The sequence below is a fragment of the Martinezella sp. CNPSo 3890 genome, from assembly GCF_057784455.1.
On record NZ_JBXSOR010000002.1, the window covers coordinates 31174 to 56840 of the forward strand.

At 60.1% G+C, this 25667-nt stretch carries 21 protein-coding genes; 7 read left to right on the forward strand and 14 right to left on the reverse strand.

Going from position 1 to position 25667, the window contains the following annotated elements:
* Nucleotides 1-13 precede the first annotated feature (13 nt).
* The 4 genes from AC13RC_RS06340 to AC13RC_RS06355 form a co-directional block, all read right to left on the reverse strand.
* Entirely contained in the window at nt 14-1222 is a 1209-nt protein-coding gene (locus AC13RC_RS06340) for an amidohydrolase/deacetylase family metallohydrolase (protein WP_113391181.1), read from the reverse strand.
* Nucleotides 1223-2101, reverse strand: coding sequence for an ABC transporter permease (locus tag AC13RC_RS06345; protein ID WP_488556769.1), 879 nt, complete (start codon nt 2099-2101; stop codon nt 1223-1225).
* Nucleotides 2101-3042 (reverse strand): ABC transporter permease, encoded by a 942-nt coding sequence (locus AC13RC_RS06350; protein WP_162748899.1) that lies wholly within the window; start codon nt 3040-3042, stop codon nt 2101-2103. The genes AC13RC_RS06345 and AC13RC_RS06350 overlap by 1 nt, the downstream gene beginning before the upstream one ends.
* Nucleotides 3043-3226: 184 nt before the next feature.
* On the reverse strand, nt 3227-4753 hold the full coding sequence (locus AC13RC_RS06355) for an ABC transporter substrate-binding protein (RefSeq protein WP_113391179.1): 1527 nt from the start codon (nt 4751-4753) through the stop codon (nt 3227-3229).
* Between the two features lie 178 nt (nt 4754-4931).
* On the opposite strand from AC13RC_RS06355, the gene AC13RC_RS06360 reads away from it, so the two are divergent.
* Complete coding sequence (locus tag AC13RC_RS06360) at nt 4932-7352, forward strand: glucan 1,4-alpha-glucosidase (RefSeq protein ID WP_488556770.1); 2421 nt, start codon at nt 4932-4934, stop codon at nt 7350-7352.
* Between the two features lie 37 nt (nt 7353-7389).
* Complete coding sequence (locus AC13RC_RS06365; RefSeq protein ID WP_113355735.1) at nt 7390-8130, forward strand: ROK family protein; 741 nt, start codon at nt 7390-7392, stop codon at nt 8128-8130.
* 90 nt (nt 8131-8220) lie between these two features.
* Here AC13RC_RS06365 and AC13RC_RS06370 read toward each other — a convergent pair whose 3' ends face one another.
* Nucleotides 8221-9138: a LysR family transcriptional regulator gene (locus AC13RC_RS06370; RefSeq protein ID WP_113355736.1), complete on the reverse strand. Its 918-nt coding sequence runs from the start codon at nt 9136-9138 to the stop codon at nt 8221-8223.
* Between the two features lie 104 nt (nt 9139-9242).
* Between AC13RC_RS06370 and AC13RC_RS06375 the strand changes: the two genes are divergently transcribed.
* The 4 genes from AC13RC_RS06375 (at nt 9243) to AC13RC_RS06390 (ending at nt 12469) form a co-directional block, all read left to right on the forward strand.
* Nucleotides 9243-9809 carry a chromate transporter gene (locus AC13RC_RS06375; RefSeq protein ID WP_488556771.1) on the forward strand — a complete coding sequence of 189 codons (567 nt, stop codon included), beginning with the start codon at nt 9243-9245 and terminating at the stop codon, nt 9807-9809.
* Nucleotides 9806-10336, forward strand: a complete 531-nt coding sequence (locus tag AC13RC_RS06380) for a chromate transporter (protein WP_113391174.1) — start codon at nt 9806-9808, stop codon at nt 10334-10336. The genes AC13RC_RS06375 and AC13RC_RS06380 overlap by 4 nt, the downstream gene beginning before the upstream one ends.
* Nucleotides 10337-10557: 221 nt before the next feature.
* Entirely contained in the window at nt 10558-11976 is a 1419-nt protein-coding gene (locus tag AC13RC_RS06385) for an LLM class flavin-dependent oxidoreductase (RefSeq protein WP_113421478.1), read from the forward strand.
* A 190-nt stretch (nt 11977-12166) separates the two neighbouring features.
* Nucleotides 12167-12469: a hypothetical protein gene (locus tag AC13RC_RS06390; protein ID WP_113355740.1), complete on the forward strand. Its 303-nt coding sequence runs from the start codon at nt 12167-12169 to the stop codon at nt 12467-12469.
* Between the two features lie 389 nt (nt 12470-12858).
* Here the strand turns inward: AC13RC_RS06390 and AC13RC_RS06395 are convergent, their stop codons facing one another.
* From AC13RC_RS06395 to AC13RC_RS06420, 6 genes are all read right to left on the reverse strand, one after another.
* Nucleotides 12859-13440, reverse strand: coding sequence for an NAD(P)H-dependent oxidoreductase (locus tag AC13RC_RS06395; protein ID WP_113396479.1), 582 nt, complete (start codon nt 13438-13440; stop codon nt 12859-12861).
* Nucleotides 13437-14846 carry an FAD-binding oxidoreductase gene (locus AC13RC_RS06400; protein WP_113355742.1) on the reverse strand — a complete coding sequence of 470 codons (1410 nt, stop codon included), beginning with the start codon at nt 14844-14846 and terminating at the stop codon, nt 13437-13439. Before AC13RC_RS06400 ends, AC13RC_RS06395 begins: the two co-directional genes overlap by 4 nt.
* A 1-nt stretch (nt 14847) precedes the next feature.
* Complete coding sequence (locus AC13RC_RS06405; RefSeq protein ID WP_113355743.1) at nt 14848-16161, reverse strand: cytosine deaminase; 1314 nt, start codon at nt 16159-16161, stop codon at nt 14848-14850.
* Entirely contained in the window at nt 16161-17027 is an 867-nt protein-coding gene (locus tag AC13RC_RS06410; protein ID WP_488556772.1) for an ABC transporter permease, read from the reverse strand. Before AC13RC_RS06410 ends, AC13RC_RS06405 begins: the two co-directional genes overlap by 1 nt.
* Nucleotides 17027-17851 (reverse strand): ABC transporter ATP-binding protein, encoded by an 825-nt coding sequence (locus AC13RC_RS06415; protein WP_069615315.1) that lies wholly within the window; start codon nt 17849-17851, stop codon nt 17027-17029. Before AC13RC_RS06415 ends, AC13RC_RS06410 begins: the two co-directional genes overlap by 1 nt.
* A 147-nt stretch (nt 17852-17998) precedes the next feature.
* Nucleotides 17999-19015 carry an ABC transporter substrate-binding protein gene (locus AC13RC_RS06420; RefSeq protein ID WP_113355319.1) on the reverse strand — a complete coding sequence of 339 codons (1017 nt, stop codon included), beginning with the start codon at nt 19013-19015 and terminating at the stop codon, nt 17999-18001.
* Between the two features lie 184 nt (nt 19016-19199).
* Between AC13RC_RS06420 and AC13RC_RS06425 the strand changes: the two genes are divergently transcribed.
* Nucleotides 19200-20168: a LysR family transcriptional regulator gene (locus tag AC13RC_RS06425; protein ID WP_113355321.1), complete on the forward strand. Its 969-nt coding sequence runs from the start codon at nt 19200-19202 to the stop codon at nt 20166-20168.
* On the opposite strand, the gene AC13RC_RS06430 is transcribed toward AC13RC_RS06425, so the two are convergent.
* The 3 genes from AC13RC_RS06430 to AC13RC_RS06440 form a co-directional block, all read right to left on the reverse strand.
* Entirely contained in the window at nt 20156-20953 is a 798-nt protein-coding gene (locus AC13RC_RS06430) for a creatininase family protein (protein WP_113355324.1), read from the reverse strand. The genes AC13RC_RS06425 and AC13RC_RS06430 overlap by 13 nt on opposite strands.
* A gap of 224 nt (nt 20954-21177) precedes the next feature.
* Nucleotides 21178-22101: a response regulator transcription factor gene (locus tag AC13RC_RS06435; RefSeq protein ID WP_113355317.1), complete on the reverse strand. Its 924-nt coding sequence runs from the start codon at nt 22099-22101 to the stop codon at nt 21178-21180.
* Entirely contained in the window at nt 22094-25483 is a 3390-nt protein-coding gene (locus AC13RC_RS06440) for an ATP-binding protein (protein WP_113391169.1), read from the reverse strand. Before AC13RC_RS06440 ends, AC13RC_RS06435 begins: the two co-directional genes overlap by 8 nt.
* Nucleotides 25484-25667: the final 184 nt, after the last annotated feature.

Here is a 25667-nt window from a genome sequence, read left to right on the forward strand (position 1 = left end):
CTTAATGTTTCGACTACCGCCACGAATAGCCGTGGCTATGACGGACGAGCTTACGGGCGCGGGGCACGTAGCGGCTGGCGGCGATCGCCTCCGCGCCGATGACAGCGTAGCGCGGCTCAAACAGCTTCCGCAGGCGTGAAACGTCGCCGTTTGAATCCGTCGCCTCTAGATCCGCATCCACGAGGTCGAAGATGGTGAAATCGGCGCGCTCGCCGACCGACAGCCGGTTTTCCATCGAAAGCTTGATGACCGAGGCTGGCGCATGGGTGACGGCGTCGACCACCTTGTCGAATGGCATGCCGACCGAGAGCAGCTTGGACATGGTGGTCGCCAGATCCCAGACCGGGAAGTTCATGGAATGGTCGTGCAGGTCGGTCGAGATCGAGTAGGGCAGCAGGCCGCGCTTGATCGCCGCTTCCGCAACCTTGAACGAGAAGGAGGCGCCTCCATGGCCGATATCGAGCCGGATGCCTTCGCCGGCGCAGCGCTCGGCGAGATTGTAGAGGTCCTCGTCCTCCATGATGCTCGATCCGGCCTTGCCGTTGAAGCAGTGGGTGACGACATCGCCCGGTCCGAGAATTTCGAGCACTTCGTCATAGAGCGCGGGCGGCTCGCCCACATGCACCATCATCGGCACCTTCAGGATCTTGGCGATCTTCTTGCCGAGCTTGACGGGTGTGACCCCCCAGGAGCCGGTGATGACGTGGCTGGCACGCACTTTGATGCCGACGATATGCTCGCTGTTCTCGGCATAGCATTCGAGGATGCGGTCGAGGTCGATATCCTTGATATCACGCAATTCGGGGACGCGATTGCAAGCAACGAGGCCGATCGAACCGAGATTGAGGAAGGCCTTGATGCGTTCTCTGGATGGTTCGATGATATATTCGCGGAAACCATGAAAATTGGCTTCGCCGGCCGAGCCCGCATCGACCAGCGTCGTGACGCCGCGCTCGGCGCCGCATTCGGATGGGCGGATCGAGATGTCGGTGCCGCCATGCCAGATGTGGACGTGCAGATCGATCCAGCCGGGAGAAATCCAGGCGCTCTTGCCGTCGATGCGCTCGATATCGCCGGGAGCGGCAAGCTGTGGACCGAAAGCGGTGATCTTGCCGTCGGCGCCGACGAGGATGTCGATGACGCCGGCGGCGGTATCGCCACCGAAAGCCATGGGCTTCACATTGGTGAGGAGGAGCGGCTTGCCCGCTTTTTCACCGGTCATTTACAAGTCCTTTCGAAGTCTTGGATCGAGCATGTCCCGCAGGCCGTCGCCGACCATCTGCAGCGAGAGCACGGAGAAAATGATGGCAAAGCCGGGGAAATAGGTCATCCAGTCGGCCTGGCCGATATATTGACGGCCGGCGGCGATCATGGTTCCCCAGGTTGGAATTTCGGGACTGACGCCGAGGCCGAGAAACGAAAGCCCGGCTTCGGCGAGCATGGCGCTGGCGAAGAGAAACGAACCCTGCACCAGGATCGGCGACAGGAGGTTTCTAAGCACGTGCCGCGTCATAATGTGGAATGTCGAGATGCCGAGAGCCCTGGCCGCCTCCACATAAGGAAGTTCGCGGATGACAAGCGTTGAGGCGCGGACGATGCGGGCCAGCCGCGGCGAATAGACGATCGATAGCGCGACAATGACCGTCGTCAGCGACGGGCCGAGGGCGGCGACAAGCGCGATGGCAAGCAGGATATCCGGAAACGCCATCATCGCATCGATCAGGCGGGCGATTGGGGTATCCAGTTTCTGGAAAAAGCCGGCGAGCAAGCCGAGAGTGACGCCGATCGCCGCCGATAGCGCCACGACGGCGGCTCCGACGAGCAGCGATAGCCGTCCTGCATAGATGGTGCGGGAGAAGATATCTCGGCCGAACTCGTCGGTGCCGAACCAGTAAACCCCGCTTGGCGGCTTCAGTCTGTTGACGATCGAGAGTTTCGAAGGCGAATAGGGCGCGATCCATGGGGCGAGGACGGCAAGAAAGACGAAGATTGCCAGCACGATGAGACCGGCGGCGACGGTCTTGCGCTTCAGAAGCCGGCGAAGGAATTTGCTTCGCTCGCTCTGCGCCCGTTTTGGTGTATCGGTTGCGATATCGGCCATCAGTAGCGCACCCTCGGATCAACCAGCAGGTAGAGCATGTCGATCGCAAAATTGATCAGGACGTAGAGGCCTGCGATGACGAGCAAGGCCCCCTGGATCACCGGATAATCGCGGCGCAGCACCGCCGAGACGACGAGGCTTCCGACACCCGGCAGGCCGAAGACGGTCTCGGTGACGACAGCGCCGGAAATCAGCACGGCCGCTGTCAGCCCCAGAACCGTCAGGATTGGTATGAGTGCGTTCTTCAGCGCATGTTTGAGGACGACGCGGCGTTCGATCAGCCCTTTGGCGCGGGCGGTGCGGATATAGTCGTCTCCAAGCACGTCGAGCATCGATGCGCGGGTGAAGCGCAGGATCAGCGCCGAGGAGACAAGACCGAGTGCGACGGCCGGCAATGTCAGATGATACATGCGATCAAGGAAGCTCGTGCCCGGTCCGCCATAGCCGGAAACAGGAAACATCCCCAGGCGAACCGCGAAGATCTGCATCAGGATAAGGCCAAGCCAGAAGCTTGGAATGCTTGCCGCCAGCATGCCGAGCGCCATTGAAGCCTGATCGACGAGCGATCCTCGCCGATAGGCGGCATAGATGCCGATCGGCAACGCAATCACGCCGGCAATCAGGAGTGAGAACAGGGTCAGGAAAAAGGTCGGCTCGGCACGCTCGAGAAGCGCCGAGGAAACCGGGATATTCAGGAAGATCGATTGGCCCAGGTCGCCCTTGAGCAATTGCCCGACATAGAACAGGTATTGGACGAATATGGATTGGTCGAGGCCCAGCCGGGTCCGCAGTTCGGCAATATCCTGCGCGGTCGCATCCGGGCCGAGCATGACGGCGGCCGGATCGCCGGGAGTCACGCGCACGATCACGAAAACGATGGTGACGACAAGAAACATCACGACGATCATGCCTGCAAGACGCTGAAGGATGTAGCGTATCATTGGGTCGGTTCCCCGGAGTGGTTCCGCTTTCTTCGAGTCGCGGAACCACTCTATTTCTTTGTTCTCTCGCAACTGCGGACGGAAAACCGCCACGCACTTTTCCTGGAATAGCTCCAGGGTCCGAGAACGGACTAGATTGGGAACGGGCGCCGGCCGTAACCGGTGCCCGAGCACCTTGGGAGGCTTATTTCTTGATCGATGCGTTCCAGAAGTAGGGCCACGGCGCGGGCTCGACGCCTTGAAGCTTCGTGGAGATCGCCGCAACGGCGTTGAAATCGCCGATCTTCATCATGGGAGCTTCGTCATAGATGGTTTTTTGAACGTTCGCCCAAAGCGAGATGCGCTTCTTGGGATCGACCTCCGTGTTGAAGGCGTCGATGGCAGCCTTGCTTGTCGGCGTGGTCCACCAGCCGGGCGAGCTCGGCGACAGCGTGCCGATCAGCGCCGGTTCCGGAAGGAAGGGACTGTGACTGATGTAGATGTCCCACAGCGCCTTGTCGGCACGGCGTTGGGTCAGCGTCGCCCAGTCGACCACCTGAAGGTCCACCGTGAAGCCCGCCTGTTTCAGATATTCGGCTGCGACCTGTGCCATCTTGTAATGGAACTCGTACTGGCGGCTGGTCAGGATACGGATCGGTTCGCCCTTATAACCGGCCGCCTTGGCGGCTGTGGCCGCGCCTTCCGGATCGGCGACATTGTAATTCCCTTTGACGCCGGCATCCGTGCTCCAGGTAAAGGGGGCAGGGTACATGTTGCCGTCGACCGTATAGAAATTCGTGCTGCCGAAGGCTGCCGCCAGCATGTCCTCCATGCTGAGTGCCTGTCGGATCGCCTTGCGGATCGCGACATTCTTCGTGATGCCGTCGGCGGTGTTGAAGACGAAAACCGGATAGCCGAACGGTTTGAGGAGCAGCGGCTGGGTCGCCGAAGCGGATTTCAGCTTGTCGAAGGATTCGACTGGAAGACTGTCGATATAGTCATACTGGCCGGAAATGGCCGCTTCGACGCGGGTGTTGGCATCGGGCACCGGAACGAAGCGGATTTCGTCGAGATATTGATGCCGGGCGCCGCCGTAACCATTGCTTTCGCCATCGCGTGGCTTGTAGCCGTCGAAACGCACCAGCTGAATATATTGGTCGGGCTTGCGCTCCTTCAGCATATAGGGACCGGTGCCGATGAAGTCGGTCATCGTGTCCGCCTGCTTGCTGGCTGGAATGATGATGGCGGCGGAGTTGTTGAAGGCAAGCAGCGAGGTGAGGGGGGCGTAGGGCTGCTTCAGCTTAATGACGACGGTCGCCGGATCCTGGGCGGTAATGGATTCGATGAAGCCGCCCGCCTGTTTGCCGCGCGACGCCAGCTTGGTCCAGCGGTTGAGCGAGGCGACCACATCGTTGGAGGTCATGACGCTGCCGTCATGGAACTTGATGCCGGTCCTGAGCTTGATCGTGTAGGTTTCGCCGTCAGCGCTGATCTCGGGCATGCTCTCCGCAAGCAGTGGCGTGACGTTCCAGCCCTTGTCGAAGGTGTAGAGCGTTTCGAAGATATGTTGGGTGACAATACCGACGAGATCGGCGGTGGAGGTCATGGGATCGAGCGTTGGCGGCTCCCCGATCGTCGCGACATTGATGACGCCACCTTTTTCCTGAGCCATCAGCAGCGAGGGCGCCGCAACCAAAGCAGCCGCAATCAGGAATCCGAGTCCTAACTTCATCGATACACTCCCAATTATGTTCCACAATTATGTTATATAGAATTTTATAACAGAATACAGGACGAGTGGAGGCTGTCAATGGCAGTAAAACCTGGGCGTATTGGCTTGAATGCGCATAGGTTCCGTCTTGCCGAAACATTTTGGCGGGAGCAGATTGCAGCGACAGAGGAGATAGTGCATGGCGCCTTACGATGCTTCCGGCCCCAGCGTGAACGGTATCGAACCTCGCTGGACGTCCAGTGCAAAGAGCGGAGTTGGCACAGCCCTTTCGCCAGCCTGCCGCATCTGGTTCACTCTCAGCCACGGCATCCTCAACGAAATCTATTATCCCCGCGTCGACAGTGCTTGCACCCGCGACATCGGATTGATCGTCACAGGTCCTGAAGGTTATTTTTCGGAGGAAAAGCGCGATACGGAGAGCGTCGTCACCACGGTCGAGGATGGCGTTCCGGCCTATCGGTTGATCAACACGGCGATCGACGGCCGTTATCGGATCATCAAGCGCATCATCGTCGATCCCATGCGCAGCAGCTTGCTACAGCAGATATCATTCGAGCCGCTGGAAGGCACGATCCGCGATTATCGTCTCTATCTGCTGGCCGCTCCACATCTGGTCAATGCCGGTTACGGCAATACGGGCTGGGTGGAGGACTACAAGGGCACACCGATGCTTTTTGCGACGGGCACGGGCGGTGTCTCGATGGCTCTTGCCGTCAGCGGTGGTTGGCGGACGGCATCCGCTGGCTATGTCGGTATTTCCGACGGATGGCAGCAATTGCAGAAAGAGGCCCGATTGGACCCGGCCTTTACGCGTGCCGCCGATGGCAACGTCGCGCTGACCGGTGAGATCGATCTGATCGGCGGCAGCGACACCATCACCCTATCGCTCGGTTTTGGAAGTCACGCCAAGGAAGCCGGCTACAATGCCCTTGCCAGCTTGCAAGCCGGCTATGACAACGCCGAGCGCAGCTATGTTGCCGATTGGCGGACATGGCAAGACGGATTGCTGGCTTTGGACGAACCGAGAGCGCCGCCGCCCGAAGTCAATCGTTATCGGATCTCGACAGCCGTGCTGGCGACGCATCGGCCTCTTTCTTTCGAAGGACCGGCTGTTGCATCTCTTTCCATTCCATGGGGCTTTGCCAAGGGCGACGAAGACCTCGGCGGCTATCATCTGGTATGGCCGCGTGATCTGGTCGAGACGGCCGGTGGCTTTCTGGCTGCGGGCGCCGCGCAGGATGCGCTGCGCATTCTGGCCTATCTGCGCGTTATCCAGGAAGAGGATGGACATTGGCCGCAGAACTGCTGGCTGGACGGAGAGCCCTATTGGACCGGGATACAGATGGACGAGTGCGCCTTTCCGATCCTGCTCGCCGATGCCCTGCGTCGCGAGGGAGTCCTCACTGGCGATCTGTTACTGTCTTACGTGCCGATGGTCGAAAGCGCGGCACGCTACGTCGTCGTCAACGGTCCCGTTACCGGCGAGGACCGTTGGGAAGAGGATGGCGGCTTTTCTCCCTTCACTTTGGCGGTCGAGATCGCCGCCCTGCTTGCGGCAGCCGATATTCTGGAAATTGCCGGTCAAACGCACAATGCGGATTATCTGCGGCAGACCGCCGACGCCTGGAACGACCAGATCGAGCGCTGGACCTATGTCAGCAGCGATGCGGAGAGCGCTGCTCTCGGGATCAAGGGTTATTATGTCCGTATCGCGCCGCCTGAGATCGCCGACGGAAGCTCGCCCGCCGACGGTTTCGTGCCGATCAAGAACAGGCCGCCCGCTGAATCCTTCTTGCCGACCGCCCGCGTCGTCAGTCCCGATGCTTTGGCGCTGGTGCGCTTCGGATTGCGGGCCGCCGACGATCCTCGCATCCTCGACACCGTCAGGGTGATTGATTCCCAGCTCAAATGCGACCTGCCGCAAGGGCCGCTATGGTATCGCTATACCGGCGACGGCTATGGTGAGCATGAAGATGGCGGCCCGTTCGACGGCACGGGCATTGGGCGGCCATGGCCGTTGCTTGCGGGCGAACGCGCCCATTATGAGCTTGCGGCCGGCCGTCCGGACGTGGCTCTTCAGTTGCTCAAGACACTCGAGCAGTCCGCCGGTCAGGGCGGATTGCTCCCGGAACAGGTGTGGGACCAGCCCGATGTGCCGGAGCTGGGGCTTATGCTCGGAAAACCCTCCGGCAGCGCCATGCCGCTCGTCTGGGCTCACGCCGAGCATATCAAACTCCTGCGCTCGCTGAGAGATGGGGCTGTTTTCGACATGCCGCCGCAGGGTGTCGAGCGTTACGTGACCAACAAGGTGACGGCACCCTTCGTGCCGTGGCGTTTCAATAACAAGCTGTCGCAGCTTGCCGTCGGCAAACGCCTGCGGATCGAGGTCATGGCGCGCGCGATCATTCGCTGGAGTTTTGATGGTTGGGTCGGCGCCACCGATACCGAAACGAGCCAGAACGGCTTCGGCATACATGTTGCCGAGCTTTCATGCGAATACCTGCCTGAAGGCGGGTCGGTTGCCTTTACCTTTTACTGGCCTGACACCGATCATTGGGAGGGAGAGGATTTCTCCGTCTCGGTCGTTGAAGCGCCCTAGTAGGATTTGCGCCAGTGCGGATAGAAAGTGGACGAATATGAGTCAGGCATTAGAGAGCCGCAAAACGAACGTAAAACTGAAGAAAGCCGCCGCACCAGCTGCGACAGAAGAGCTTATCGTCTTGGCGATTGATCTCGGCGGTTCGCATGTCAAAATGCGTCTCAGCTCCGGTAGCGACCGCCGGGCAGCCGTCTCGGGGCCTGCAATGTCGGCGAAGCAGATGGTCCAGGCCGTCAAGGACCTGACGAGCGATTGGCGATATGATGTTATCGGCATGGGATACCCAGGCCCGGTTTCGAACAACAGACCCGCCATGGAACCGCACAATCTGGGCAGCGGCTGGCAGGATTTCGACTTTTCCACCGCTTTCGGCAAGCCGGTCAGGCTTGTCAATGACGCCGTGATGCAGGCAATCGGCAACTACAAGGACGGCAATATGCTGTTTCTCGGCCTCGGTACCGGATTGGGTTCGGCGATGATTGCCAATCACGTTTGCCTGCCCATGGAACTCGCCCATCTGCCTTACAAGAAGCGGGGCACGTTCGAAGACTTCATCGGAGAACGGGGCCTTGAAAAATACGGCAAGAAAAAATGGCGGCAGTCGGTCGAGGATATCGTCGAAAGATTGAGGGCGGCCTTGCTGCCGCATGAAATCGTAATTGGTGGTGGCAATGCCGAAAAGCTCAAGGAACTGCCACCCGGCTGCCGTATCGGCGAGAACGAAAATGCGTTTCTCGGAGGATTTCGCCTTTGGAAGGATGCGACTTTGAGCTTCTAGGCTGCATCGGTGTGGTCGAATGGTGTGACATGAGGATCAGGCACAAGTCTGTCGGTCTTTCCTGACAGGAGGATAGCCGGCTTAGCGTCCCTATTTCATCGAGGCTTTCTCGTGCTGAACGATGTCGGCGAATAGCTGCAGCGCGCCACTTGGCTGCTCATCCTTTCGCGCGAGATAAAGGGGAGCCACGAGATTGTCTCCTGGGTCAAGCCTCAGATAGGCGATGCCGCTCGTCTCCAGCCCTGCGATCGATCCTGGAATGATGGAGATTCCGAGACCAGCGGCGACCAGACTGAGCGTCGACAGCAACCGGGGAGCTTCATGACGTATTTTTGGGCTGAAGCCCGCGGCAAGGCAGGCCGCTATGATACTGTCATATAGCCCCGGCCCCGAGGGACGGCGGTAAAGTATGAAAGCTTCGTTTGCGAGCTCCGACAATCGAGCGCGGCGAGGCTTCTCTCCTTTCGCTATCACCAGGGGATGACGATCTGGAAGAGCGACCAGCATCTCTTCATCGAGAATTCGGGAAATTATCAGCCCGCTCGACTGTGCAACGGGAGAGCGCACGAGTGCGACGTCGAGAAGACCGGAATGCAGCATGGCGATCAGATCGGGCGTACTGGCTTCCTCAAGCTTGAGCGCGACATCCGGTGACGCCTCGCCGAGCGAGCGGACGGCCGAGCTGACCAGCGGATGAAAGGCCGCCGAACTGGTAAAGCCGATGGCGAGGCTTCCCTCCTCGCCGCGGGCATTGCGTCTCGTCGCCTCTATCGCAAGATCGACATCGTTGAGGATGGTTCTCGCCCTCTCTATGAACGTCCGCCCCGCATCCGTCAGCTCGACACCTCTCGGAAGGCGCTTGAACAGCGATGCACCGACGATTGCCTCCAGCTTGGCTATCTGCTGGCTGAGCGGTGGCTGCTGGATGCCGAGCCTTTCGGCAGCGCGGGTCATATGGCCCTCATCGGCAACGGTTACGGCATAACGGAGGTGTCGAAGTTCGATCATGACATATCTCAAACATATGGATACTGTTCAATCCATATATTGGACGCATGACCGGAAAAAGCCTATTTTGACCGCCTGTTCGGCATAAACACACAGGCCATGACATGGACGCTATTTCTCATTCCAATGCTGATCGACGCGAAGGACCAGCGGTCGCGGAGCTCTTCTTCGGCTTTTTCAAACTCGGCCTCATTGGTTTTGGCGGGGTTCTGCCGCTCGCACGCCGCATGGTCGTCGAGGATCGCAAGTGGTTGACTGGGGAGGAGTTCACCGAACTGCTCGGGCTGTGTCAGTTCCTGCCCGGCGGCAATATCATCAATATGGCGGTTGCGATCGGCTCCAAGTTTCAGGGCGTGGCGGGGGCATTTTCGGCGCTCCTTGGCCTCATTGTCGCGCCGACGGCGATCGTGATCAGCCTTGGCGTCGTGTACGATCAGTTCAACAGCGATCCACGCATCCAGCACATGTTTGCAGGCCTTGCCGCCGCCGCGGCCGGTCTGCTGATCTCGATGGCCGTCAAGATCATCCTGCCGCTGCGCCGCAGGCCTGTCGCCCTGGTCATTGCCGCCATTTGCTTTGCCGCCATCGCCGTGGTCGGGCTGCCCTTGTTGCCGACCATGCTGGTTCTGGCTCCTCTCGGTATCATCGCCATTTGGAAGCTTGAAGCATGACCACGACCCTGCTTTCTCTCGCAATCATTTTCACCCAGCTGTCGCTGCTCGCCTTCGGCGGCGGCAATTCCATTCTCCCCGAAATGCATCGTCAGATCGTCGATGTGCAGCATTGGATGACGGCGCAGGAATTCGGTGCGCTGTTCGCCTTGGCGCAGGCAGCTCCCGGTCCGAACCTAATGGTCGTGCCCCTGGTCGGCTGGCACGTTGCCGGATGGGCTGGAGTGCTGGTGACTTCGGTGGCAAAGTTTGGGCCTTCTTCGGTGCTGACCTATCTGGTGCTCCATCTCTGGAACCGTTTCAAGGACAGGCCGTGGCGAAGGATCGTCCAGGCCGGGCTGGTGCCGATGACCGCCGGGCTCGTCACCGCCAGCGCGGTCGTCATCACCGAGGCATCAACTCAGGGCTGGATTCTGGCGGCCATAGCGGCAGCCGGCGCATTTGTTCTTTCGACGACGCGCGTCCATCCGCTCATCGTTCTGGGCATTGGCGCGTTGATCGGGCTAAGCGGCATTGGCCAGGTCTGAGCCGGAGGTTTCCGGATCGCGCCACCGACATGGTCTGCATACAACGCTGCTCTTTAGATCAAGCCTGCCAATCGCTCACCAATCCAGGCATTGAATAGCGGATTGCGGGCAAGCGACGGGAAAAATATTTCTCCATAGAGTATATAGACATTATGCGTTTACTTTTCGAATAGCATTCCTGCCCCTAGCCTGATCGGCGGTCTCATTCGTCCGGAGCTGGCATGACAAGGCATATTCGATTCAACGCGTTCGACATGAATTGCGTCGCGCATCAGTCCCCGGGGCTATGGAGGCATCCGCGCGATAAGTCGTGGAAATACAAGGATCTGGACTATTGGCAGGATCTGGCGCGGACGCTGGAGCGCGGCATTTTCGACGGCATATTCATCGCCGACGTCATCGGCTATTACGATGTCTACAAGGGCTCGAATTACCATGCAATCGAGCAGGCCGCGCAGATACCGGTCAATGATCCGATTCAGCTCGCGGCGCCGATCGCGCTTGCGACCCAACATCTCGGCATAGGAATAACCGCCTCCACCTCATTCGAGCATCCTTACACGTTTGCCCGCCGGCTCGCCACCGCCGATCATCACACCAAGGGCCGTGTCGGCTGGAATATCGTGACCTCCTATCTGGAGAGCGGCGCGAAGAACGTCGGTCAGGGCGGCCTGAAGACCCATGACAACCGCTATGAGGTCGCCGCCGAATATGTGGAGGTCCTCTACAAGCTTTTCGAAGGAAGCTGGGAGGAGGGCGCCGTGCTGCGCGATGCCGAGCGGGGCATTTTCACCGATCCTACCAAGGTCCACGAGATCGGCCACAAAGGCAAGTATTTCGATGTTCCAGGCTACCATCTCTGCGAGCCATCGCCGCAGCGGACGCCCGTGCTTTATCAGGCAGGCGCATCGGGGCCTGGTAAGGCCTTCGCGGCCGGCCATGCTGAATGCGTGTTCGTCGCGGCTCCGACCAAGAGCCTGCTGCGCGCCTATGTCGCCGATATCAGGCAGAGGGCTGCGGCTGCTGGCCGCGATCCACGGAAGGTGCTGATCTATAATCTCACGACACTGATCATCGCGGAGACCGATGCAAAGGCCCAGCAGCTCTTCGAGGAGTATCAGAGCTATGCCTCCTATGACGGCTCGCTCGTATTCATGTCTGGCTGGAGCGGCATCGATTTCGGCCAATATGCGCCGACCGACGAATTGAAGAAGGTCGAGACCAATGCGATCGTCTCGATGATCGAGAACTTCGGCGGCAAGGACCGGGCCTGGACGGTCGAGGAACTCGCCAAATGGGGTGGGATCGGCGGAACAGGTCCCGTATTCGTCGGATCGCCCTCGACTATCGCCGACATCCTGCAGGAATGGGCCGAAGAGACGGACATCGATGGCTTCAATCTCGCTTATGCGGTAACACCCGACAGCTTCGAGGCGGCGGTCGATCTGCTTGTTCCGGAACTACAGAAGCGCGGAGTGTATCCGACCGCCTATCGTCCGGGCACCTTGCGCGAAAAGCTCTTCGGCGAGGGACCTTATCTGCCGGTGACCCATCCGGCCAATGCCTATCGCGATATCGAGGCCGTCAAGCGTCGGGATGCGGAAGTGGCCACACCGTTACGCCAGTCGGCCGGCGTCTAGGTTTTGCCATATCACCGATCCGGTTGAAGCATGCGCATATTCGGCCCACTTTGACGATGCTCTGAGGGCCGACGAGCCGGATGGATCTCTGAGATATTCCGTGCAATCCAGCTATTTAAGGTAGCAATGCGTTAACGTTCTGTTCACCTTAAGATTACTAAGGTTTCCTGATGAAAAGGAAGGAAGCCCAATGAAAAAGATCTTTGTTCTCGCCATGGCTGCCGTAACGCTGGCAGCGCCCTTCGCCAACGCGCAGGAATGGCCCCGTCATCATCGCGATCGTCCCGACGAAGTTCATCGCAAGATGCCGCCTCGGGGACCGGGACGCCCTGGATGGGGGCCCTATCGGGGTAAGGACCGTTCGGGTTACTATCATGGCTACAGAGGTTACCGTGATCGCCGCCCGGGCTACCGCCGTCACAGCGATGGTCTTTGGTATCCCGCCGCGGCCTTCGCGCTCGGCGCCATTATCGGCGGCGCTTTGAACAACTAGCTCTTCCGCCTTTCCAGGAATTGCTCTTAAGCTTTCGATGATTATTGAAGCGTTTTGGGGGAATGCGATCCGTCATTCCCCCAAAACGCGCAGGCGGATCGAAGTTCGTCCCAAGCCGGAACACCGCCCAATTGCGCGCTTTCTGGCTGGAAAATATCGGGCCGGCAGTCCGCCTCGCCACGTGTTGTGGATTGCCTCCATCGGCCGAGTGCATTTCCGCTTTTCGCGAATCCCGGAAACGCTCTATCTTCTTGTTTCCAAACGCATTCCGGACGGAAAATGGCTGCGCGTTTTTCCTGGAAATGCTCTATCGCGAGGTGTCGTCCGGCATTTTCTGGAATCGACCGTTGGGCGGTCGCGGTCATTCTGGCCGCTAGAAAAAGCCGCATTTAAAATCGCTCCATCTCGCGGCCGACCTTCGTCAGAAACTGGCTGCGGGAACCTTCCGTCGAGCGGTTCATGTCGTAATGGGCGAGGAAGATCACCGGGGCGAAAGGCTTGATCTGCGCGCGCAGCACGCGCTTGACGATCTTCTTCGGCGGGTTGCCCGCAATGAAGGCGCGGAATGGATCGGCGCCATAGGTCAAGACCGCGCCGAGTTTGCGGATATGCTGCAGCTTCGAGCGTACCTTGCCGTTGACGAGTTCGAAGGAAACGCCCGGAAGCCAGACTCGGTCGAAATAACCCTTGAGGATAGCCGGAAAGCCGAAGTTCCAGACCGGAGTGACGATCACAAGCGCCTCGGTGCGTTCCAGCCGCTCGACATAGGGTTTGAGCGTCTCGGTATTTTCGGGATAGTCGTGATAGATCAGCCGGTCGTGGCGCGAGAGCACAGGATCGAAGCCCTCGGCATAGAGGTTGCAGTCGTCGACGTCATGTCCAGCACGTTTCAGGCTCTCGACGGTCCGGCGATGCAGCGCGCCACCAAAACTTTCCTCGACCGGATGGGAATGAAGGACGAGAACCTTCATGAGGCCTCCATCAGCGCGGCAAGGCCGGGGAAGAGGTAGTTCTTGCCGGATTTGAAGTCGAAATTCGGATCGTCCCAGGCAATCATCTTGCCGGGATTGAGCAGGCCCTTAGGGTCGGTTTCCTTCTTGAAGGCAAGCTGGACGGCATCGGTCTGCTTCATGCCGCCTTCCTCCAGCGTATAGCGGTGCGGATTGAAGATCGGGCAGCCGTGATCCTGGTGAATCCTAATGATCTCTTCGAGCCGTGCCTCGGAAGTGTAGCGCACGAGGGGCAGTCCGGAGCATTGGATCTGCCCGTCGAACTTGATGAATTCGAGATGACCGGGCACCTCGTCACCAAAGATCTCCACCATCTTCTGAACTTTGGCGACATGATCCGGCCCCGGATACTGCACCTGCAGATACGTGATGTTGGGATCGACCTTGATGGCACGCAGCGTCGTGTGGTTCCAGGCGAGCTCATAGGCGTGCGGAATGCCCTTCATGCTCTCCACCTTGTCGGAGCGGAAGGTGATCTCGCCCTTCTGCTGCATGGTGAAGGCGACGAATGGGTCCATCGAATGCGGTGCGATCATCAATGCCACGATCGACTGCCCTTGGCGGATATAGGGCTTGTGGCGGCTGAAATATTCGTACGGAATGGGGGCGGCGATCGGGGCGATTTCCTTGACCAGAATGCCGTTGCATTTGGCAAGCGCGTCTGAAAAGCGCACGGCATCCATGAAGTCGTCATAGCCGACCAGCACGTCGATCCAATCATAGGCCGGCGCCAAGGGCATTTCGATTTCGGTGATGATGCCGTTGGTGCCATAGGCATGGCTGACCTTGGTCAGGTCCCAGCCGGTGAGATCGAGCGTGCGGGGCTCCGCCTCCATCGTCACGACGCGCAGGCGCAGGATATTGCCGAGATCGCGCAGACCGCCCCAGGTGATTGAGCCGACACCGCCGGAGCCGCCGGCGATGAAGCCGCCGATCGTCGCAGTTTGTGCCGTCGAGGGATGGAAGCGCAGCTCCTGGCCCGAATGGGCCTTGGTCTGACGGTCGAGCTCGGCAATGACGATGCCGGGCTCGCAGATGACGCGGCCGGGATGGATCTCCTTGATCCTGTTCATGGCGGCGAGATTGAGCACGATGCCGCCGGAAAGCGGCATGGCCTGGCCGTAATTGCCGGTACCGGCCCCGCGCGGCGTGACTGGAACGTCATGCGCATAGGCGACCTTCAACGTGCGGATCACCTCTTCCTCGGTCTTCGGAGTGACGACGAGATCGGCCGTGACATTGTCGAGCTGGGCCTTCAGGATCGGCGAATACCAGTAGAAGTCACGGCTTTTCTGGCGCACTAGCGCCGGGTTGTCTTCGACGGCGATGCCTTCGAGTTCTTTCTTGATGCGCTGATAATCCGGCATGTCAGGCTCCAATGACGCTGTCGAGTTCACGATAATCCGGCAGGCTGCGATCGATCACCTTGCCCTTGCGAAGGACGACGCGATCGGACTGCGGACGGGAAAGGAATTCGCTCCAGCGTCGGGCGCTGAAAAGCACGAGGTCGGCCGGGCTGCCGACGGCTATGCGCCCGATATCCGGGCGGCCAAGTATCTCTGCGGGCGAGGTGGTGATGACCCTCGCGGCCGTATCCAGCGGATGGTCGAGATGCAGGATGCGCACGGCCTCGCGGAAGACCTCGACCGGATCGAGATCGCCATAGGCGTAGAATGGGTCGCGGGTATTGTCGGACGCGACGGCGGTTGGCACGCCGGCCGCGGCAAGCTCGTGCAGCAGGGTGACGCCGCGCCAGCGCGGCGTGCGCCCGGCGTGACGGTCCTGCAGATACATGTTGCACATTGGCAGCGAAACGATGGAGATCCCGGCCTTGGCGACGAGATCGATTGTGGCGCGGGCAATATTCTCGTCCTGTCGGGCAAGCGAGCAGCAATGGCCGGCGGTCACCTTTCCGGTAAAGCCGTTGCGAAGCACGGCCTCGGCGATGGCCTTCAGCGTCAGCACCTCCTTGTCCTCGGTCTCGTCGACATGCAGATCGATGTCGAGGCCATTATCGGCGGCTGCGCGGATAAGCTTGTCCAGCTGCGCGTCGAGTTCCGGGTTCAACTGCGTCACCCCGCCCATCAGGCCGCCGGTGTCGCGAACGACACGGAGCAGATCGGCAAAGAAGGCATCGTCTACCATGCTGTCGAGCGGAAAGAGGGCGACGGCCTGTAGCGCGATCTTGTCCTTCCACGCCTCGCGGACCGAGGCGAAGACCTCGAAGGAGATGCGATGCTGCGGGGCCAAGGAATCGAGGTGGGTGCGGATCAGACCGGTGCCGTGGGCATAAGCCGAGCGTAGCGAGAATTCCATGCGCCTGCGCACGTCGTCGGCCGACCAGTTAGCCTCGCGGTCGGTCCGCACTGCATCGAGCGCACCCATGAAACTGCCGTCCGGGTTCGGCCGCCGTTCCCAGATGTGCCCCTTGTCGAGATGGGTGTGCATGTCGACGAATGTCGGCCAGACCATGCCGTCGCGCATATCCACTCGGGGATACTCGGCTGGCGCGCTTCCAGGCGCGACGATGTCGCTGACAAGGCCATCGGCGACGACGATATCGACCTTGACCAGGCCCTCGCTCGAGGGCGCCTTAAGGCCGGAGAGCGTCAAGGCTGGGATGGTAGCATTGCTCAGCACAAAGCGGGCTGCGTTCGGTGGCGACATGAAGGCGTGGGACATCAGTTCTCCCGCTTGAGGCTGCTCTCATGCCAGCGATGCAGGCTCAGCCATGAGATGAAGGAGGTGAAGGCGAAGATCGCGACGCCGAGCGCCGACAGGAGAAGCAAGGCTGCGAAGAGCCGCGGCATGTTCTGGCGGTATTGCGCTTCCAGCAGTCGAAAGGCGAGACCGGAGTTCGGACCTCCCGAGCCAGCGGCGAATTCCGCGACCACCGATGCGATCAGCGACAGGCCGCCGCCGATCCTCAAGCCTGTCATGAAATAAGGCTGGGCGGCGGGCAGCTTCAGATGCAGCAAGGCCTGCCAGCGCGAGGCGCCGTAGAGATCGAAAAGGTTGAGCAGATTATGGTCGACGCTCTTCAATCCCTGCACCATGTTGGAGAGGATCGGAAAGAAGGCGACGAGGAAGCCGCAAATTAAGAGCGCTGCTTCGCGTGTCGGCGCATAGATCAGGATCAGCGGCGCGATCGCGACGATCGGCGTCACCTGCAAGATGACGGCCAGCGGATAGAAGGCGAGTTCGATCCAGCGGGACTGCACGAGGAAGATGGCGAAGCCGACGCCGCCGATCAGCGCCAGGACGAGGGATATGAAGGTGATCTCGGTCGTCACCCATAGAGCGGGCCAAAGGATGCCCCAGTCGGAAACGAGCGCCTTTGCGACGGCGATCGGGCTTGGCAGAATATATTGCGGAATGCCGGTGCCAACGACCAGAAGCTGCCAGAGGACAAGAAGCGCAAGGACGGTCAGGATGGGCACGAAGATACCAAGCGCGCGTTCCACACTGCGCTTTTTGGCTGCAGAGGCCACGGGTGCAGCGGCAGATTCAACGGACAGAGTGGCGGGCAGGCTGGTACTGTCACTCATCAATGGGCCTCCGGCCAGCCGATGGCCTCGATCAGGGAACGGGATACTTTTTCGCATACCTGCCGATATTCTTCAGATGAACGATAAAGCGGATCGCGCTCGCCGCTGGTTTTCAGCGGAAAATCGCTATGGACGCGGCCCGGCCGCGCCTTCATGACGACGATACGATTGGAGAGATAGGCGGATTCATAGACGGAATGCGTGACGAAAATGACGGTAATCCCCGTTGTCTGCCAGAGGCGCAAAACGTCGTCGTTCAGCTTCTGGCGCGTGATTTCGTCGAGTGCCGCAAAGGGCTCGTCCATCAACAGCAGCTTTGGCTTCGTCACCAAAGCGCGGGCGATCGAAACCCGCATCTTCATGCCGCCGGACAATTCGCGCGGATAGGCTTGCGCAAAATCCTGAAGGCCGACGGTTGCCAGCGTCTCCATGATCTGATCGTGCGCCGTCGCTTTCGACACGCCCCGCAGCTTCAGCGGCAGATGGACATTGCCAAACACAGTCTTCCAGGGAAGCAGCGTGGGCTCCTGGAAGACGAAGCTGATATCTCCCTCCGGCAGACCCTTGGCGTTGATACGCGAACTGGGCCAATCGATCCTGCCGCTGGAGGCGCCGCCGAGGCCTGCGATGATGCGCAGGGCCGTCGACTTGCCGCAACCGGAAGGGCCGAGCAGGCTGATGAATTCCCCGCTTTCAACATTGAGCGACATGCCCGACAGCGCCAACGTACCGTTGGAGAAGACCTTGGAGACCTGCTCCATGACGACGAGCGGCCGTTTGCGTGTCTCGGTTTGGGTCAGTTTGGTAGATTCGGACACTAGCATGGTTCAGCTCTTTGTTGATCCACCCTCCCCTTGAGGGGGAGGGGCGGAGCGAAGCTCCGGGGCGGGGTGGATCCGGTGCTATCTCGGGTTCTCACCCCCACCCGCCGCTTTGCGGCGACCTCCCCCGCGCGGGGGAGGTGCCTAGGCTTACTTCTTCAGCGACATGCCGACGCCCTTGCAGACGAACTGGGTATCGAACGCCTTCTTGTAGTCGATATCGGCATCGAAGAGCTTGATCTGCACCATCTCGTCGAAGAACTTCTTGTAATGAGCTTCCGTGATGCAGCCGATGCCCTTGTCGAGCGCATCGCCGGATTCCACGATGCCATATTCCTTCATCTTGGCGATGGAATAAGCGATCTGTCCATCCGTCATATCGGGATTGTCCTTCTTAATCAGCTCGTTGGCCGCCTTGTTGTCGCCGTAGAGGTAATTATACCAGCCCTCGATCGAGGCATTGACGAAGCGCTGTACGAGATCGGGGTTCTTGTCGACCAGTGCCTTTTGCGCGGTGATCATCGTCGAATAAGGCGAGTAGCCGGCATCCGCGATCAGGAAGACTTTCGGCTTCCAGCCGGCCTGCTTCTCGATCTCATAGGGTTCTGAGGTTACGTAACCCTGCTGCGCGGACTGCTTGTCGGCGAGGAAGGGCGCCGGGCTGAAATTATAGGGCTTGAACTGTTCGTCCTTGAAGCCTGGGAAGTTCGCCTTCATCCACTCGAAATAGGTGATGTAGCCGTCCTTACTCAGGAAAAGCGTCGGCAGCTTGGCCAGATCCTCGAATTTTTCCACGCCGGCATCCGGATGGGCGATCAGCACCTGCGGGTCCTTCTGAAAGATAGCCGCGACGTCCACGATCGGAATGCCCTGCTTGACCGCATCGATCTCCTGTTGCGGGCCGCCCATGTAGAAATCCAGCTTGCCGGAGATCAGCAATGCCGAATTGGCCGCGTTGGGACCGCCCTGGACGATCGTGACATCAAGACCGTATTTCTTGTAGGTACCGTCGGCGACCGCCTGGTAGAAACCGCCGTGCTCGGCTTGCGCAAGCCAGTTGGTGCCGTAGCTGACTTTGTCGAGCGCGTTGGCTGGCTCGGCTGCCATGATCGCGGCGGCAAGCCCCATGGCGGCAAAGAATGTTTTTGTCTTCAAGGCTTTATACATGGCTGACTGTTCCCCTTATCTGCCATGGGACGTCGTTGTTGGCGCCCATTTTCTGCATTTGAGCGGTTGCGTTGCTCTTTGAAAAGCATCAAAATTCGTGCGCATTGATGCCTTTTCGGCATCTGTTGCCGGGTCTGTGCCTAAATTGTGCGGCCTGGGCAAAAAATAAGCAATGGGAACGCGCATGCTGCACTCAAGACGACTTCTCTACATCAATGAAATCGCCCGCTGCGGCTCGATCCGTAAGGCCGCCGCGCGCCTCAACGTGGCCTCATCGGCGGTCAATCGTCAGATTCTGGCACTGGAGGAGGAAATGGGAGCGCCGCTCTTCGAGCGCCTACCGCGTGGCCTGCGGCTGACGGCGGCGGGTGAACTCTGCATCGAGCACATCCGCGAGGTATTGAAAAATTACGAGCGGCTGGAGGGGCGCATTCGCAGCCTCAAGATGCAGCAGGCGGGTAAGGTTCGTATCGTCGCCACCGTGGGTCTGGCGTCAGGGCCGCTGCCCGAGATCATCGCGCGTTTTCTCTCCGAGCATCCCAGGGTCTTCGTCCAGCTGCGCAATGACGCCGGATCGACGACGATGGCGCCGGTCGTCTCGGGGGAGGTGGATCTCGGACTTGGCTTCAACATTCCGGCCATGCCGGGCATTCGCTCCCTTGCCAATTTCGACATACCGATCGGCGTCGTCCTGCCGCCCGGCCATCCGCTGATCGGGCCTGGCCCCATCAATCTCGCCGATGTCGTGGAGGAGCGGCTATTGCTTGCCCAGCCCGGCACGAGCCTGCGCGAGGTCATCAATCTGATGCTGGCGCGCCTTTCCGTGCAGGTCGAGCCGGTGTTGGAGAGCAATGCGTCGGAAATGTTGAAGCAGCTGGTAAAATGTGGGGCAGGGCTGACATTGCTCAATCCGCTCGATGTGCTGACGGAGTGTCGCCGGGGAGAGCTGGTATTCCGCCCAATCGCCGAGCCGCATTCGCGGCCTCAACCGATGAAGCTGATCGCCCGCGCGCGAGCACCGCTCGACGCCGCCACCAGCCTCTTCGTCGAATACCTGCTTGCTGAATTGGCCGGGATCGTCGAGGAGCTGCAGGCGAAGGGACATATCATCCCGCCCTCCGAGCGACGCCGCGCGGACGCCTATTTCGAATAGAGGTTGGCAAGCGGGTAGTCGCACAGATCCCGCAGCATCTCGATAAAGCCTGCGATCTCATGGCGGCAGATGAGTGCGCCCTTTTCCGCCGTGCCATTGGCCGCATTGCCGACCACACCGTTCGGATTGAGATCATGCGCGATCCAGGCGAGCGAATGCGGCGGCAAGGGCTGCAGATATTTCGAATGCTCCTTCATCCATTCCGCCTTGGAGGCAAAATTCTGCGCCTTGTCCATCCGGACCAGATCAGGCCGGAAATGCAGCATGAGCGAGGTCTCGACGTCGCCGCCATGGATGCCGAAGCGCTGCTCGTGCTCGTCGATCATACCATCAGGCGTACCGAAGCGGGTCCATTGCGTGGCGACGACGGCCATCTGGTAGCGCACGCGCAGTTCGCGCGCGACGATGCTCATGATATCGACATTGCCGCCATGAGAGTTGACGATCACCATCTTGCGGATGCCAGCCTCGGCAACCTTCGCGCCGATGGCGGTCCAGACCGGGATCAGCAGCTCTGCGGGGAGCGACAGCGTGCCGGGGCCGTAGACGTGTTCGTTGGCCTTGCCGATTTCCTGCAGCGGCAGGACGAGGAAATCGAGATCGTCCGGGCGCTGGACCTTCAACTCGGCCAGCATGCCCTCGGCGATCGCGACATCCGTTGCAATCGGCAGGTGTGGACCGTGTTGCTCCGTCGAGGCGATCGGCAGGATCGCGATGGTGGTATCGGGCGAGAGACCGGCGAAATCATAGGTGTTGAGTTCATTCCAATAGAAGGGCTTCGTCATTGCCATGTCCTCTCGTCAGCGCCTGGTCACTCAACGGATACGGCAAGGATGGTAACGGTGGAAAGCATCAATTTGCGCCCGTGCCGCTGCCTTTTTGCGTACGCCTGTAACGACAGCGGCATTTGCCAATCGAGGAACGATCAGGTTCGAAACTCGGATGGCCTCTTGATTGCTCCATCATTGCGAAATTCCTCCGCCTGTGCATTTGCAGATGAGGATTGACCTCATGGCCGATGCAGGACATGCGCGGCCTTCACTGCCGCGGATGCGCGGTTCTCGACACCGAGCTTCACATAGATTTGTTCCAGATGCTTGTTCACCGTGCGGGCCGAAAGGCCGAGGATCTCGCCGATGTCGCGGTTCGACTTGCCCTTGGCAAGCCATAGCAGGACCTCGGATTCGCGCTGCGTCAACGCGAAGCTCTGACGCAAGGTCTCGTCATCGGCGCTCTGATTGCTGGCCGTCAGGCGGAAGAGATATTCGTCGGCGCCGATAGCGCCGAGGAAGGTGAATTGCAATGCGGCCTGACGGCCATTGCTGATGGAAAGAAGATTGTCACGTGCCGAGCCGAGCCGTTCGCGCTCGAGCATGAAGGCGGCGATGTGTTTGGATGCCAGTTCGAGGCCGTCATCGCTGCCGGTGGCGGCGTTGATCAGGCGGGTTGCCTGCGGCGTCGACCAATGGATGGCGCCGTTGCCCTTCACGGCGAGGAGATGGCGCCCCGCCGCATCGAGCGCCACCCTGGCGCTCTGGGCGGAGCGGGCATTGCGCAGGTGAACGCGGATACGGGCACGCAGCTCGTCGACATTGATCGGTTTTGTCAGATAATCGACGCCGCCCGATTCGAGCGCATGCACAACATGCTCGGTTTCGGTGAGCCCGGTCATGAAGACGACGGGAATCTGTGCAATGCCTGCATTGGCTTTCAGCCGGCGGCAGGTCTCAAAACCGTCCATTGCCGGCATGACGGCATCGAGCAGGATAAGATCGGGCGTGATGCGCTCGACGATATTGAGTGCCGCGGATCCCGAGGTGGCGATCAGCACGGAGAAGCCGGACTGCTCGAGCGCATCCGTCAGGAAGCCGAGCGCCTCCGGTGAATCATCCACCAGCAAGACTATGTCGCGGGGAAGGGCGGGCTCAGCCAATCTGTTCTACCTTTTCGATGTCGAAGCTGCGCAGCACGTTTAGAAAACCATCGAGATCGAAAGCCTGGACATGCGCGCGCAAGGCGTCGGTGAAGGGTTTGTTTTCCTCAAGCTTGGCGAGATCCGCAAGCTTCGCCTCGATGCCTCTGATATAACCGATTTCGCCGAGCCGTCTGAGCTCGCGGACATGCTCGATGCCAGGGCTTTTCAACGGCAGCGGCGGCTTTGGTGCGACCGGGGCGGAGGCGTCGGCATAGAGCCATTTCAGCCCGAGATGCAGCGCAAGCTTGTCGCGAAGCTGGCGGATATCGACCGGCTTGGAGATGGCGTCGTCGTGGCTGTCGTCACTGTCGGTCGCGGCGGCTGCATCGCCGATATTGGCCGACAGCATGAGGATAGGCGCGGTCTGGCCGTTTTCCCTAAGCCGCGAAACGAGCTGCCAGCCGTTCATGCCGGGCATGGAGATATCGACCAGGAAAATATCCGGCTTGATGCCCTCGATCAGCGCCAGGCAGTCCGGGCCGCCGGCGGCGGTGAGCACGATGAAATCGAGCGGCGATAGGATCTCGCGCATCAGTTCGCGGTGATCCTCGTTGTCGTCGACGACGACGACGGTACGTCGCGGCCCTTCGTAACCCGTAATACGCTGCTCCTGTGCCGGCGGCTTCATCGGGCGGATCACGGCCGACAGCATCAGACGCACCCGAAAGGTCGAGCCGACGTCCTTCTCGCTCGTAACGGAAATCTCGCCACCGAGCGTATTCGTCAGAAGCTGAGTGATTGTCAAACCAAGGCCAAGCCCCGGCATGGGTCTGACGCTGTCGGCTTCGCCGCGCTGGAAAGGCTCGTAGATACGGGTAATATCCTTTGTCGCGATGCCGCGACCGGTATCGGAAACCGTGAAGGTGGCGACCTGGTTGCGGTAGCTAACTTCGAAGCGGACGCTGCCTGCATCTGTGAATTTGATGGCATTTGAAAGCAGGTTGACGAGGATCTGGCGCAGCCGCTTTTCGTCGGTGCGGACATAGTCGGGCAGCGCGGCGGAGCGCTCATGGATGAAGCTCAGCCCCTTGGCCTGCGCCTGAGGCTGGAACATGTCCACGATCTGGTCGAGGAAATCCTGGATATTGATCTCGTTGGAATAGACCTGCAGGCGGCCCGCCTCGATCTTCGAAATATCGAGCAGGCCGTCGATCAGGCCGGAAAGATGCTCCGCACTGCGGCGGATGACTTTTAGGGAAGATTGCCTGGGGGCCGGAATGGTCTCGTCACGCTCCAGGATCTGCGCGTAACCGAGCACGGCGTTGAGCGGCGTGCGCAATTCGTGGCTTAAGCCGACCACATAGCGGCTCTTGGCGCGGTTTGCGGCCTCCGCCGCCTCCTTGGCGCCTTGCAGAGCGGCGTCCGTCTTCTTGTGGGCGGCGATTTCCTTCAAGAGCAGCGTGTTCTGGCGCGAGGATTCTTCCTCGGCGACCACGCGGCTGTCATGGGCAAGCACATAGAACCAGCATGCGACGCCGGCGATGACGGCAAAGACAAAGAAGACGATGAGGATCGTGCGGTCGACCACAGCGGCGGTCTCGGGAGAGGCTGCGCCCACCTGATGCGCGATCATTGCAAGAATAGCGCCCATGGCGGTCAGTGCCACGGCGACGGCAATGCCGTAGCGGCCGAGGCGCGTGGCGAGCTTGGCGACGATACTTTCCGGCAGCAAGGTCTTCGCGACCGTGCCGACCTGCGTATTGAGCCGAGCCTTCGGCTTGCACATGTCATGGCAGCGGCTGTCGAGCGAACAGCAGAGCGAGCAGATCGGCGCGGCATAGGCCGGACACCAGGCCATGTCCTCCGGCTCGAAGGGATGCTCGCAGACGGAGCAGGTGATGGTACTTAGATTCTTCCAGCTCTGGCGCGGCTTGCGGGCGAGATAATATTTACCCCCGGTGATCCAGGCGATGGCAGGTGACGCGATGAACGCCACGCTCAGCGTGACATAGGGTGCAAGCGAGGCGGCGATTGAGCCGAAGGCACCGAAATGCGCGATGAGAGCGATGGTTGCCGAAAGCGCCATGGCGCCAAGGCCGACCGGATTGATGTCATAGAGATGCGCGCGCTTGAACTCGATGCCAGGAGGCGCAAGCCCCAGCGGCTTGTTGATGAAAAGATCGGCGGAGACGGTGCAAAGCCAGGCCATGGCGATGATCGAGAAGATGCCAAGCGTCTCCTCCAGCAGCCGGTAGATGCCAAGCTCCATCAACAAGAGGGCGATGGCGACGTTGAAGACCAGCCAGATCACGCGGCCGGGATGGCTGTGCGTCAGCCGCGAAAAGAAGTTCGACCAAGCCAGAGAGCCGGCATAGGCGTTCATGACGTTGATCTTCAGCTGCGAAATCATGACGAACGCCGCCATCAGGAGCAGCGCGGCATTGTGCCATGGGATCATGTAGCCGAAGGCGGTCAGATACATCTGCGCGGGATCGGCGGCACGATCGGCCGGCACGCCCGACGTCAGCGTCAGGACGACAAGAAAGGAGCCGGCGAGCAGCTTCGGCGCCCCGATAATGACCCATCCGGGTCCGGCCAGGAAGATGGCGAGGCGATGGCGCCATTTGCGATGGCCGTCCGGCGGTAGGAAGCGCAGGAAATCGGCCTGTTCGCCGATCTGCGACATCAGCGCCAGGATGACGGCGGAAGCGGCACCAAACTCGATCAGGTCGAAGGGGGCGGCGGTGCCCGGCGGGCTCGCGGGATGATGGATGCCGGCAAAGGCCCGCCAGAGATCGAATTTTTCCCAGTCGGCAAAGGCGATGAAGACGAAGGGCAGGATGTTGAGAACGATCCAGAAGGGCTGCGTCAGCAACTGGAACCGGCTGATGAGACGCACGCCGTGGGTGACAAGAGGGATCACCATGACGGCGCTGATGATATAGCCGATCCACACGGGTATGCCGAGCGTCAACTCCAGTGCTCCCGACATGATCGAGGCTTCGATCGCGAACAGCATGAAGGTGAAGCTGGCATAGATGAGCGAGGTGATGGTCGAACCGATGTAGCCGAAGCTTGCGCCGCGCGTCAGAAGATCGATATCGACACCGTGACGGATGGCATAGCGGCTGATCGGCAGGCCGACGGCGAGCATGGCGAGACTAGCGACGATGATGGCGTAGAAGGCGTTGGTGGTGCCGTAGGAGAGCGTGATCGTACCGCCGATCGCCTCCAGCGCCAGGAAGGAAATGGCGCCGATCGCGGTTTGCGAGATGCGTTGCGAGGAAAATTGCCGGGCGCTCTTGGCGGTGAAACGCAGGGCGTAGTCTTCCAGCGTCTGGTTCGCGACCCAGCGGTTATATTCGCGTCTTACTGGAATGATGCGTTGCCGCGCAGCCATGCTTACCCTTCAGCAGTCCCGCCATCGTCACTCCGGCAGTTCAGAGATGTCGTAACATGGATCGAGGTGGTGCTTAAGGGCATGAGTGTGCCTAAAGCTGCACATTTCGCCCCGGCGCCTACGTCATTTTACGTATGTGGTTTCCCGAAGGAGCGCCGGATAGTCGCTGAAGGCAACGGTTAAT